Here is a 13492-nt window from a genome sequence, read left to right as displayed (position 1 = left end):
CTCAGTCACTCCATGGGTGAACAATCAATTCCGCAGACCCTTTTTCTGACACCACTTTGGCAGGAATACCGGCCACAATGGCATTGTCAGGAACATCCTTGGTCACCACCGCATTGGCACCGACCACCACATTATTGCCAATACGAATGCCGCCGAGAATACAGCAGCCCGAACCGAGATAGACATTGTCACCAATCACCGGCCACGCACCGTTTTTACCGGCAATGGTGACATTATGTACAATCGTCGCATTCCGACCGATCGTGACATGTTCTCCCCAAGTCGTACCGAACACATGGTGCATCCTCAGTCCCGGTCCGATTGAGGCTCGATAATTAACATCACTGGTATAAACGATCTTGGCTACCTTATAGAGGAAGATACTCAATAAATTGAGTCCCGGAATACGCCGGCTATGTTTCGCCAATCGCATTAGCAAAACAAAACGAAATCCCTTCTGGCTAAGCAATGCCTTAACCAACAGCAGCCTGCTGTATTTTCCATACCAGCGAAATACATCCGCCCTGACATGATTCAACATCTACGAAAACCTTTAAGCTCACTCATTATTTTAAACAACCCACTATTTTAAAAAGCCCACTGAATTTTAAAACCACGTTTGAAACATCTCATCGTTCAACCGATTCGTGGGTCACAATGCTTTAAACCAGAGCTTTAAACCAATGCTTCAAACAGCGTTTTATAACGTTCACTGATCTCATGCTCAGAAAACTGTGCGGCGCGTTGTAAACGCGCTTCACGAGAACAGGATGGTGTGTCTAGCTCATGAATGATCGACATCGCCAGCGCACTACTATCGCCAACGGAGACCAAGCGCCCGAACTGACCATTTTGTAAAATTTCAGCCGGTCCACTGCGACAATCGGTTGACACAACCGGCACACCAAACGCGAGCGCCTCAACAATCACGTTACCAAAACCTTCCCACGCGGAAGACAGAACAAACAAATCGGCTTGAGCGTAATAGCGCTCGACCTGGTCCGAAAACCCGACAAACGTAATGTAAGACTGCAATTGATGCTGGTCGATATACTCAGTTAATCGGGCCATCTCGGCCTTATCATGTGTACCGCCGACAATCATGACTTGTATATCATGTTGATGTTGTGTCTCTATCAGGTAACGGACAGCCCGAAGTAAAGTCATGTAATCTTTTTGTGGTGTAACCCGCCCGACAGCCAAAATGGTTTTGGGAACACCTCTTTTTGCCGCTAAAACATCCTCGCCAGTTTGGCGTTGCAAACTATCATCAGGCTGCTGCGCTTGCTGCGAATCGAATGCCGGAGCCGCCTGATTGAAACGTACCGGGTTATGAATAAAACAGCATTTATCGGCCCGCTTAACCAACGGCACAATATCGTTCATCACCCCTTCAGATACGGCAACGACCTGATCGGCCATCCGATAGAGACACTGCACAATCAGACGAACCTTCAACCGAGTCAATGCAGATTTATGCTGAAAATGTTCAACGATCGAGGCGTGTTCACTGACCACAACTTTGGCCTGATGGCGTGCCATGGATGCGGACAAAAGACAGGCCGCATTGGTATCCGGATAAGCAGAAAGTATCACGTCAGGTTTAAAGTCATCGATCACCCGCTTAAAACGTAACAGACTCATGAACGTTCGCTTCACATCCAAACTGCGCACCGGAATATTTTCGTTCAACAGTGTGGCGTAACTCGCCCCCTCGGCGCGATCTGTGACGAATAGCACCTCATGCTCCTGCATGAGTGTTCTGGCGACGGACAGAAACACCTGTTCTGCCCCGCCGAATCCCATATAAGAAATTCGAAAAATAATTCTCATCGCCGTTTCATCCTATGGCCGAAAAAATAAATCGAGGGAAAGAGACAGATCATCGTTTTACGACGGGATAACAGACCTTGGGTATAGAGTCTGCAAATCGTCAGAACCGGCAAACGTTTAACCTGACGACAAAAGTCAAAGAATGGCATCGTCCGTTTGCCTGCCGAATGACTCATGTAGTACAAGTTCGCGTCCACAATCGTTTTGAGATGCGCGGTATCTGTAGTTCTGTTTGATGGTTCAAAGTGATTGACCTGATGATCATGAAACACATGCTCATGGAGAAAATCACGAACCTGCTGACACTGTGCCATCGTGACCCGGGAAATCGCACTGGTTTCACCAATCCGATAACGATATAACGCCAGCTCGCTGGCATAACATGACCGCGCCTGAGCATAGACTGCGCACAAATACATCAAATCTTCACAATATTTCACCCCGGCCGGAAAAGCAGCACACTTTGCCACATCGGCTTTGATCAAACGACACATCACTAGCCAGACAAATGATGAAACGGCACCTTCGAATGCTTGTTGCCTGGCATTCAAGCCTCGACAGCGCGTCACATGCCCGGTCCCCAGTACGTTCTCAACCTGATTACGAAAAGTTTGATAGCCGAACTCGAAGATATCGACATCCGGGTGCTGGTGAATCAGCTCATAAAGACGGATAAGATAGTCATGCTGAACAGCATCATCTGCATCGACAAATGTGATATAACGCCCCTGAGCCAGATTCAGTCCGGTATTTCTGGCCACGCTAACCCCGGCATTGCGCTGGTAGTGATAGCGCAATCTGCCGGTATGCAATTGCGGTGCAAACCGCGACTCTAATTGGGCTTGTGTCGCATCACTTGAACCATCATCAATGACGATCACTTCAAAACGGCAATCATCTTCAGGGCAGCTGGCAAAAATAGACCGGAGCGTATCGGACAATGTTTCTGCTGCATTGTATGCAGGGATAATAATACTAATTTCCATAACGCTGACGCCCCTCTACCAGAAACGCAATACTCTGTCTGAACGCCTCGACTGGCTGGATAAAAATACGTCCCAGTTCTTGAACAACAACCACGAAAAAAATACGAGTCCGGGGAAACAGCAGATAAGCGAATAAATCAGCAATCGCATAAGAAACCACTGACACCGTTGCCACACCAGTCGCGCCCCAAATCTGCACGGCCACGATCGACGCACAGAGAGAAACCGTTGATGCAACAATCGTTTTAGTCAGTTCAATACTGGTCCACTGTCTGATAATCAGCACCCGGGAAAACAGCGCCCCGAAGTAAGAAAACACCAGTTTCCAGATCAGGATCTTGAGAATAATCCCCGCGCCTTGATATTGCTCTCCGTAAAGCAGATGAACGATATAGTCCCCGGTCAAACTGACAAAAATACCGCCGCCGACAGAACAATAAATCATCAACCGGACAATATTTCTGAAAATATGACCATCCAGCTTCTGTTCATTGAGCTCTTGATTGAGACGGGTAAAAAATGCGAAGACAAAAATATGACCGACGAACAGTAACTGCATGACCAGCTTCGTTGCGACGCCGTATAACCCAACCGCTTCAGGAGACAGGAATTTTTCGATGATCACCACATCAAAGTACATAAAGATCGGAAACAGAATTGAAGAGAAAAAGACAAATTTCGATTCACTCAGAAGCTGTTTGGCGTATCGAAGACTATCGGCAATCGCCGGGAATAACTCGTCTTTGGTCTCGCGATAAAATTCACACAGCAAAATCACCTGAGCAACGACCGAGTACACAACCAGATAGAAAATGGCCCAGACAAAACTCAGCTGGAAGTAAATCACCCCCAAAATATAGGCGATGGCCGCCACACGAGATGCCACCGTGGAAATTGACAAAATTCTTGGTTGTTCAGTGGCTTGGAAATAGAGCCTAAACGCCGAGGACTTACCGAAATAAGTGGTGACGCAAGCGGTGAGTGACAGCGCCAACACTAGTTCATCCGGTGTTTTGCTGAAAAAATATGCCCAGCAGAAAACCGCGACGAAGAATATAATGCCACCGACCAATCGCACCAGAGAAACTGCATAAAACACACGCTTTTTCTCGTGATGCTGTACATATTCTTTCATCACGACGTTATCCATTCCCAGAATAAACACACAAGAAAGAATACTCGCCAACGCTTGAATATAAGAGAGATATCCCATATTCGTCGGCCCATAAATTCTGGCGATAAAGACGATGCTGAACAATCCAAATAACACGCCACCGAGGTTGTCCAGACTGAACCAAATTAACTTTCGAATATTACTCATGACGACACTTTATTTTTTAAAACACTCTCTTTGCCTGTGATGTATTTCAACAACACGTAACAGAAGAGAAAACAAAACCAGCTAAAGCCAGAACCCAATAAAAACTTCGTCTCAGTGACATTATTCAAAACAACAAACGTTCCGACACAAAAACATAATTTTGTCATTGCGACGTTTTTCTGAGTTCGCAGTGATGTATAAAAGGCCATAAAAAAATCACAAATGGTGTAGACAAAAAGCGCTGTCCCGATAGCACCGATAGAGATAAGCATATCAACATAGCCACCATCGGATGCGGCCAGCTTTTCAACCCATTCCGGCGCATATTTTGCGAGTTCCGTTTCTTGGATCAGGTTGTTGTCCCCCAATCCCCAAACCGCGGAGTAACCCACGCCAAAAAAAAGCTTTTCGTAGGATTGATTCAACATCACCAACCAAAGCTGTCCGCGGCCGGTCAACCACTCTTCCCGAACATTCATTAACAGCCAGTCCACCATATCCCGGTAATAGAGCACCAGCATCAGTACTAAGGTGGCTGACACACCAAGCCCGACAATACGGCCGCTGCCGTAATAAAGCCGGCGAAAACGATGAACCAGTAATTTGTCCCAAGAGAAAATAAACCAGGCAAGCACCATTACTAGCACAAACAGCGCAATAGATGTCTTGGATAAAGTCGCCAGCAGCAGTAAAAATGTGGCCAGCAACATCCCCACTCTCAATAAATTCCAACGCTGAACCGAATAGATATAAAAGAATAAAAAGACACTGATAATCGGCCCTAAATTATTTTTATTGGCAAATGCCCCTGAAATTTCCAGTAACCGCCCGGCCAATAAATCATTTTTTATCACTAAAAGATAAGTTAAAAGTAGCCAGATACAGAAAGTGTAATACACCACTCGCTGGGTATTGATCGCATAGAAATGGAGTACAAACAGCGTCACATAACCGAATAAGATCAATTGCCAAAATAATTCATAGTAAGTCACTTTCGGCCATGGCGACCATTGGGCCGTCACCGCACACCATGCAAAAACGATCATCAATGGATAGCAACGCCGACATAATGAAAACATCTGTTTGATGATCGACGGCCGCAATGACAACAACAAAAAAATAAGCAGATATAGAGTCAGAATCGGGCGTTTGAACAAACCATTAGACAAAGTCAAAAATAGCAAATTAGACGAAATTAAAAGACTATATAACGTGTTTTTGTGGAATCTCATTGAACTCACTTTTGTGTTCGATTGCTATCTTCCTGAGTAATCAGGATTTAGTCATCAAAACGCGCTTTAGTTGACAGTATGTAATTCACACCCGTTGCAATGCACAATGCAATCGCGACACCAAGCAGATTCGTCATCATGTCCTCGACTGAGAATTCACGCCTCTTCAGCCAAAACTGAGAGGATTCATCCAGCATCATGAGTACAACAACAACCAAGGTCGGCCAGCCAATCAAGCGGACTGTCGTATTCTTGTCCGCACTGGTTCGGGTCACCCAAACCGACAGACAAGTCAACACAAAAGCACACAAAAAATGGAGGTGTTTATCTCCGCCTAAAATCTGTTCCAGAGCAATCACATGTTGCGACCCGACACCAACACTCTTACTCAGTGAAAGTATTCCAACCACAGCGACAGCCAAAATCAGGATCCAGTATCGCTTCATTCAAACGCCCCCCTCTACTCATGAGGATGATTGAGTGCAGCATCCGATAAATTGCCACACGTCCACAATGGCAAACGAATAAAAACAGCCAGACTGCAAAACTGTTGTTTGTAAGGGGAGACTTTGAATATTTCATTCAACCGCCACCGTTTCAGACCATATTTTTCATGCGCTGTCATATAATGAACCGCATTCAAACGCTGTTGCTGAGATAGCTGTGCCCAATACTTAAACAACACATTCATCGCTGTTTCTGCGGTATATTTTTCATAAGGTCCGAACGTCTCAGCCATATTCAAAACCCCGCTCACTTCATCAAATGGTTTTTCCCATAAGGCAAGCAGTTCCGTTTCCTGTGCATAGCCGTCGGGAAACAGAGGTCTGCGTCGGATCGATTGCCAGTTATAATGATCGCTTTGTTGTAAATACTGCTCTCTTTCAAATCCCTTTGCAGAAAAACTATTGAGTAACGCGGTGTAGGCAGCCATTGACAGATTCTCCGGATTGTCGTCATCCCATGACAACATTCCATCTTTGAATTGATTCAACTGCACAAGCGCATCGGTCATCTGATGCTCCGATTGGTCGATGCGCTCAATTCCCAGATGGACGACGTTGCTGTACAAACTTCCTATCAATGCCTGGACCGAAAAGATGATCATCCATACGGAGATCCCAATCAGCGCATATTGTGAAATTTTCGAGCAATTCATTCCCGTCATCCCTGAGTTACATTGCCAGATTTCAGTTTTCCGCATAGCCATAATACTGACCATACTCATACTCAGCCGCACCCGATTTCTGAGTGACCTGATTGACGACCACACCGGCAAGCGTGACTTGATGACTGATGAGTTTCGTCATCGCTTTTTTCACCAATGTCTGCTTCGTCGCATTCGCTTTTACCACCAGCACAACAGAATCGACACACTGTCCGATGATTAAAGAATCGCTGACCGGTAACGTTGGCGGTGTATCAATAATGATCCGTTCATAACTGTCTTCCAGCTCTGTCAGTAACGCTTTCAACTGGCGAGAACTCAGCAACTCCTGAGGATTCGCCGCTAGCATTCCGGCCGGTAAAACAGATAAACCTGACGCTTCATCTTTAAAGATGCATTCACTTAATGGTGTATTCATCAACAAATGGTTAGTGAGCCCTTGCTGATATTTTTTGTAACCAAACCGTTCGGCAACGGCCGGTTTACGTAAATCGAGATCGATAAATAACACTTGCTCAACTTTGGCAAATGAAATCGCCAAATTCAGAGAAACCGTGGTCTTACCCTCTTCAGGTAACGATGACGTCACGGCAATTTTTCGGTGCTGCCTGTCGATATGATTGACCAGCAGAGAGGTTCTGATCGACCGAATCGACTCACTAAAGCCCACTTCATTTTCATCCGTAAAGATACTGCTATCGATGGGTTTCTTACGGAATCGTTTGGATTTCACCACCGGAATACCACCAATAGGAATTAAGCCGAACTTATCTTCAAAATCGCCAGCGGATTCAATGGTGTTTTTCAGCAGATCAAGCATGATGATAAAGCCAATCGCCATCCCGATACTGAGAATAAATGCAGCAATTACTATCAGTTTGCGTTTCGGCGCGCTGGGCAGCTGCGGAATCAAAGCCTGATCCGTAAACCGAGCACTGGTTGAGTCGAAATCACTGGTCGCGGTAGTTTCTTTTTGCCGCGTCAGGAAGAGATTGAGGATCTCCCGGTTGGTTTCAACTTCACGCTGTAATGAATCATATTTGCTTTTCTTGACCGTCAAGTCCTGAAAATCATTCTTCTCTCGCGTGACTTCCTGAACCAACAGTGCTTCTTGCTCTTTCGTTGCCTGAAGCTCTTTGCCGATACCCCGAATCAATTTATGAGTGACACGTTGCGCCTGATCTTCAATCGATTTTAATTTAGCTTGGGCGGCGATCATTTTGTCATGCTTCGGCCCATAGCGTTTACTCAATTCATTGACTTCATTCTGGGCTTCCAGCTCCGCATTCCGAATATCAATTACCTGAGGATGCTGAGAGATCGAAGGGATCGCAGACAAAGAAGCGATATCTTTAACACTTCCCGAAGTTAATGCTCTGTAGGCCGATTCAATTTCAATCCGTTCATCGCGAACCTGTGCCAACCGCTCAGTCAAACTTGCCAATTGTTTACTGGCAAGAGATTCAATACCACTGTCGTCGATCAATTTCTCTTTGATCAAAAAATCAGAGAGAGCTTTTTCAGAGTCCGCCAACTGTTCTCTTAATTCAGATAAACGTGATGTTATCCAGCTTGACGCATATTGAGTCACAGAGATTTTCGATTCGAGATTATTTTCAATATAAGCATACCCCACTTCATTAGCGATTTTGGCAGCCAGTTGAGGATCCTCCGACGTAAAACTGATATTGACCAACTGAGTCTTTAAAATCGGTGTAATCTCAAGGTTTTTCTTAAATGCATCCAACACCTTCTGACGAACATACTCAGGATCCGGCCCTTCCTCTTCATTCGTCGAACCAAGCAATGCCGCGATGACAGGATAGGACTTTATCGTCTCGACAATACCTGTCTCCTGACTCAGCAGCGGATTAAATTCTTCCTTCTGATCCAAAGCCAATTTATGAATCACTTTTTCAGCAATCTGATTGGATCTCAATATTTCAAACTGTGTTTGATAGTATTCTTTTTGATTCGGTTCGATACCGACAACATCTTCAATTGAAATCGCCTGTCTTTCTTTTGATTCAATCAGTAAGGTAGCCGTTGCGGTATATTTCGACTTTAAAGACAGAGCAATGAATACTGACAGCCCGGTCACCAATACTGAGAATATAAATATTGAGATCCAGTTTCTCTTGATTAAATTCAGATAATGTGTCAGATCAATCATGTCATTCTGTTGATTGGCATTATCTTCAAAGTGCTCTTGCATTTTTTACCTTGCCTTAATCTATTTTATATTTTCGGACTTACCAAAAAGAACTCACGACATAAATCGTATCACCGGGATGTACGGTTTCATTCAGTTCGACTTCGTGTTTACCTTTCAGTAATTCCTCAATCTGATCTTGGGATAATCCTTCGATTTCTTCATCTTTGGTTAAATAGATACCACGCGTTTTGCGGTATTTCGCGAGAAATCCGCCAGCCAGAGCAATCGCTTTCTGAACAGTCAGGCCCGGTTGATACTCGTATCCGCCCGGAGAATTAACCACACCATTCACATAGATATTTCGGTATTTCACAATATTGATTGTCACTTTCGGATCGACCAAGTACTCACCTTTCAAACCGCTGACAATCATATTTCTAAGTTCACTAAGTGTTTTATGTTTTAGTTCCAGATTACCTAAATAAGGGTAATCCATTGTTCCCCCACTATCGATGAGATACTGTTCATACGATAAGTCGGGCTCCCCATATACAGAAATTCTGATTGTATCTCCGGCACCTAATCTATATTCGGCTGCACTAGAAAAAACAGAAAAGAATATGCAGCATAAGACCATGCTTTTTAATATTATTTTCAACATCACTTACCTATCAGAACTCTAAAATCCATTCTCGGAAACTCGGAAAACGGTGAATTAATACGCTGTTTTTCCGACAAATCCTTTAAATACAGTCAAGAATATAATTTTTAAATCGAGCCACAGAGACCATGTCTGGATATAACTCAAATCAAACTCAACCCGTTTTTCCATCTTATCGAGTGTATCGGTTTCTCCTCGGTAGCCATTAATTTGAGCCCAGCCGGTAATGCCGGGTTTGACATGATGACGGAGCATATACTTATCGATCAGCCCTCGATATTCCTCATTGTGAGCAACAGCGTGCGGGCGCGGGCCGACAATCGACATCTGTCCGGTAATCACATTGATAAACTGTGGCAACTCATCCAAAGAAGTACGGCGAATGAAAGCCCCGAATCGGGTCACGCGAGGATCATTTTTGGTTGCCTGTTTCACCACCGAACCATTATCCATGACCCGCATTGATCTGAATTTCCAGACTTTGATCGGCTTGCCGTCGAGACCATAGCGCTCCTGTTTGAAAATAATCGGGCCCGGAGATGACAGTTTCACGCCAATGGCAACAAATAACAGAACGGGACTAATCAGCGTGATGATCATTGAGGCGAGGATAATGTCTTCGATACGTTTAATCAGCGAAGTAAAACCGTAAAAAGGCGTGTCATACACACTTAATGTGACAACTTTACCGATGTTTTTCAGCCGCGATTGCATCAGATCAAAGGTGAAGAAATCAGGAACAACATAGACGTGAGCATTGGAGTCAGCGAATGCATTTAAGATTTGTTTAATTCGTTTGGCTGCTTCCATCGGCAGCGCAATATAAACTTTCTGCACACTGCGGCTTTTCGCCAGCATCAGTGCATCATCGATTTTCCCGCGTAGGGGACAAGAGAGGCGATGTAAGCCAATTCGATCCAGACTACGGTCATCATAGAAACCGACCAGCACTTCCCGACTGGAGCGGTGCTGTTTGAGCTCCTGAGCCAACTGGAGGCCGGTCCCTGTCGCACCGATAATAATGGCTTTGCTGCGATGTTTATCTCCGGGGAAGATCACTCGGAACATTCCGTGAACCAACCAGCGCCATCCCACCAGACAAAACGGGGTCAGACCGAACCATAAACCGATCACCAGACGAGAATAATCCTCACTAATTTTAAGGAAAAAGCCAACGATGAGAGATAACGCGACACAAATACTCCAAGTCATCAGTATCGCAAAGAAATTCTGTTTAAATGAAAGGTATTTGTATGGCCGATACACACCCGCGATATCAGATACAACAAAATAAACAATAGCAAATAAACTCAATATTAATTGATAGATATTTGTGAAATCATCTAAGTATGACTCTGATACTAAGAATAAAATTATTGAAATAACAAAGATATCAACAATCTTAAATCCGACTGATGACTCTTCTCCATAATATTTAATTCGACTACCATATCCCATCTGACATTCCACCTAACCAATATAAATTTAGTATGCTACCGCCCTTGGGTGAAGCACCCCACAAACTGAGTAAATGACGCTATGGCATAAAGGTTAAAATCAAGCCAACCCATTGTTTATATGTGATTTTTAAAGAAACGAATCAGCATCCACTTACCAAAATCAAAAGAGCCGCTTCACTTTATTTGTCAAAATGTGAAGTTGACCATAACGAAAGTATGCGACATCAGTCACTATTGTTTCAATCTTAATAAAAGCAAATCACGCTTATATTCCCGTCATTCTTAAAAATGAGACACAAGATTCATACAATGATTAATAATGATAAAATACGTTAAAAAAATACCACTTATGGCATTATTTTTATTGACTATACAGTCAAGTTATATCGATACAAAAACGAATCAACATCATGGCAGATACATAGAAATGTTATTTTGCTGTCAGAACATCAATAATGAGACACTCTGCTCAAAATTATTTATTTAAAGCGATAAATGCTTCAATTATTTTAATTTCATTGATAATAACAATCGAATCCGTCATGTCTGAAAAACGATCTTGACTGACCGGTGATACCAAGGGGATGAAATGCGGATCGAGGACGATGCATCAGACAAGATGCAATCAGGGCATGATTATAGAAAATAGCTCATGATAATCGCATCTTCACGTCCATTTTCAGTCGGATAATAGCCAAAGCGGCGATCCACTTCATTGAAACCAGCATGAATATAGAGCTGATACGCTGGCAGATTACTCGCTCTCACCTCCAGCCATACGCTTTCTGCAGCATGTTGTTCACAAAAAGCGAGAAAATACGCGAGCAGTTGCCGGCCAAGTCCTTTACCCTGATGAGCCGGATCAACGGCAATGTTGAGCAATGAGACTTCTCCGACAATATTCTGAGCATAAAAATAGCCCCCGACACGCCCATCAATCAACAAAGTATGATGGCAAGCGCCACGACTATCCAGTGCACGGATGATCGACTCTTTCCAAGGAAACGAGTGAGCCCGACACTCAATTTGATAGATCTGATCCAAATGATCAGAGGACATCGGGATAATCGAAATATTCATGAAGCCTGATAAGAACAAATTTGACGCCAGAGGTCGCGACGATGCTGGGGATGACCGTCAATCTGACTCAATAAAGGTGATGTTAGCTGTTTTGCCGTCATTCCTTCCGGTGCAGAACAACCGGCAAACCAGATCCATTCAATCTCGGCCAGAGAGACCAAATCAAGCGAATGAGGATAGATATGACGTGCTTCGGCAAGAGAGACATGAAAACTCTTGAGCACTTTTTCAAACATGACAGCCTGAGAACCTTCAGGCAAAACCGGACTGACAAATAACAATTTACAGGATGATGGCAACGCATACTGTGTGTGAACCACACCCTGCATTTGCTCAGGATGAATGAGCTGCCAGTTCTGAATCCCCATTTCCTGTAGATAATACTGTTGACGCTCTTGCATGAATGTCAGCCCAATGAACCAATAAAAGAGAGAGTCGGAATACTAACAAATTTCTCTTGGGATCAGAAGCCGGGAAAGACTCAAAGGAGTGAGGGGTCAAATTCAATCTGATACTCACCCATATCATCCACCGCCCCCTGAACCATCTCACAAATGAGTAATTGATTGGGAGATGACAACGAATGCACAGTGCTTAAGCCAAAATCCTGCCCCGGCTGAAAGCCAAGTGACTGATAGTCATCATAGACGCCAAACACCGCACACACTGGATAACCGAACTCATAAAGTGAATTCAGCCCTTCAGTAACTAACTGTTGTTTGATATCGTCCTGAGCTTGTGGGTCAGCAACTAACAAACGCAGATACTGCCAGTGATGAAAGACGCCATCATGAGCGATTGGCGTAAACAGAATATATCCCAGAATCTGTCCTTCATCATCGCAGGCCACCAAAGACAATGTGATACGACTACTTTCCCGGTAAGCCATCACCAGATCAGCGCTTTCCTCGATGTTCAGCGATGAACGGAGTAACTGATCAATGGGTAAAATATCTGCGGGTGCTTCAGTGCGAATAAGCATTCACCGTTCCTTTATGATTTGAGTGTCCTGACTGTACACCTTTATACACAAAATCAGAAAGCTGATTCAAAGAATATTTGATTGGCACGGGAAATGTCTCCAGATCCACGCTATCCATCATATTCTTAACTTCAAGCCCCATCTCGGTATCACCTTCAATCGAGAGTCGTCGCTGAAAAAAGAGGGTATCCGGATCTTCTTTTCGCCCGGCAATCAACACGAAATCATTCAGTGAACCACTAAAACAGGCATCGGGTTCAACCGCTGGTTCAGCGATGACCAACTGAGCTTTACGACAGGTAATATGCCAAGAAAGTCCTAAATCTTTCACTTCAACTTTCAAACACTTACTTTCAAGGAATTCAAACTCCCCTTCTGTCAATGCTTCTTTAAAAATGGTATTCAAAGCCTCTAATAGTATTTTGTTTTGCACAAAGTCAGGCAAAAAGCGTGCAGGTGTTCTCAAAAATGAAGCTGCATTTTGTACCATGTAGTTCTGAATCTTGTTAAACACACTCGTTATCCACTAAGTTGATATTAATGGCGCTATCATACTGAAAGATTGAACCTGAATTGCTGTTGTGAATCAAAAAATCCAAGACCGCCATGCGCTT

14 protein-coding genes are annotated in these 13492 nt (G+C 44.0%); all 14 read right to left on the bottom strand.

Going from position 1 to position 13492, the window contains the following annotated elements:
- Position 1: 1 nt before the first annotated feature.
- Positions 2-541, bottom strand: coding sequence for a serine O-acetyltransferase (locus AC55NX_RS04175; RefSeq protein ID WP_496994587.1), 540 nt, complete (start codon positions 539-541; stop codon positions 2-4).
- A 134-nt stretch (positions 542-675) separates the two neighbouring features.
- Positions 676-1833, bottom strand: a complete 1158-nt coding sequence (locus tag AC55NX_RS04170; RefSeq protein ID WP_496994586.1) for a glycosyltransferase — start codon at positions 1831-1833, stop codon at positions 676-678.
- Positions 1830-2819 carry a glycosyltransferase family 2 protein gene (locus AC55NX_RS04165; protein ID WP_496994585.1) on the bottom strand — a complete coding sequence of 330 codons (990 nt, stop codon included), beginning with the start codon at positions 2817-2819 and terminating at the stop codon, positions 1830-1832. The genes AC55NX_RS04170 and AC55NX_RS04165 overlap by 4 nt, the downstream gene beginning before the upstream one ends.
- Complete coding sequence (locus AC55NX_RS04160; RefSeq protein ID WP_496994584.1) at positions 2809-4140, bottom strand: flippase; 1332 nt, start codon at positions 4138-4140, stop codon at positions 2809-2811. The genes AC55NX_RS04165 and AC55NX_RS04160 overlap by 11 nt, the downstream gene beginning before the upstream one ends.
- Positions 4137-5186, bottom strand: a complete 1050-nt coding sequence (locus AC55NX_RS04155) for an O-antigen ligase family protein (protein WP_496994583.1) — start codon at positions 5184-5186, stop codon at positions 4137-4139. The genes AC55NX_RS04160 and AC55NX_RS04155 overlap by 4 nt, the downstream gene beginning before the upstream one ends.
- Positions 5187-5419: 233 nt before the next feature.
- On the bottom strand, positions 5420-5818 hold the full coding sequence (locus AC55NX_RS04150) for a VanZ family protein (RefSeq protein WP_496994582.1): 399 nt from the start codon (positions 5816-5818) through the stop codon (positions 5420-5422).
- A gap of 14 nt (positions 5819-5832) precedes the next feature.
- Positions 5833-6582: a hypothetical protein gene (locus AC55NX_RS04145; protein ID WP_496994581.1), complete on the bottom strand. Its 750-nt coding sequence runs from the start codon at positions 6580-6582 to the stop codon at positions 5833-5835.
- The gene (locus AC55NX_RS04140) at positions 6563-8755 is read right to left on the bottom strand and encodes a GumC family protein (protein ID WP_496994580.1); all 2193 of its coding nucleotides are present in this window, start codon (positions 8753-8755) and stop codon (positions 6563-6565) included. The genes AC55NX_RS04145 and AC55NX_RS04140 overlap by 20 nt, the downstream gene beginning before the upstream one ends.
- Before the next feature lie 37 nt (positions 8756-8792).
- Positions 8793-9332: a polysaccharide biosynthesis/export family protein gene (locus AC55NX_RS04135; RefSeq protein WP_496994650.1), complete on the bottom strand. Its 540-nt coding sequence runs from the start codon at positions 9330-9332 to the stop codon at positions 8793-8795.
- A 78-nt stretch (positions 9333-9410) separates the two neighbouring features.
- Complete coding sequence (locus AC55NX_RS04130; protein ID WP_496994579.1) at positions 9411-10814, bottom strand: undecaprenyl-phosphate glucose phosphotransferase; 1404 nt, start codon at positions 10812-10814, stop codon at positions 9411-9413.
- A gap of 638 nt (positions 10815-11452) precedes the next feature.
- The gene (gene rimI / locus AC55NX_RS04125; protein WP_496994578.1) at positions 11453-11896 is read right to left on the bottom strand and encodes a ribosomal protein S18-alanine N-acetyltransferase; all 444 of its coding nucleotides are present in this window, start codon (positions 11894-11896) and stop codon (positions 11453-11455) included.
- Positions 11893-12297, bottom strand: coding sequence for a DNA polymerase III subunit psi (locus AC55NX_RS04120; RefSeq protein ID WP_496994577.1), 405 nt, complete (start codon positions 12295-12297; stop codon positions 11893-11895). Before AC55NX_RS04120 ends, rimI begins: the two co-directional genes overlap by 4 nt.
- An 80-nt stretch (positions 12298-12377) precedes the next feature.
- Complete coding sequence (locus tag AC55NX_RS04115; RefSeq protein ID WP_496994576.1) at positions 12378-12878, bottom strand: GNAT family N-acetyltransferase; 501 nt, start codon at positions 12876-12878, stop codon at positions 12378-12380.
- A complete protein-coding gene (gene ubiT / locus AC55NX_RS04110; protein WP_496994575.1) occupies positions 12862-13392 on the bottom strand; it encodes a ubiquinone anaerobic biosynthesis accessory factor UbiT in 531 nt (176 codons plus the stop codon). The genes AC55NX_RS04115 and ubiT overlap by 17 nt, the downstream gene beginning before the upstream one ends.
- Positions 13393-13492: the final 100 nt, after the last annotated feature.

The organism is Vibrio rubrogenes, assembly GCF_059641415.1.
The sequence above is the reverse complement of the archived record's forward strand: the minus strand, read 5'-3'. Positions and strand labels throughout refer to the sequence as shown.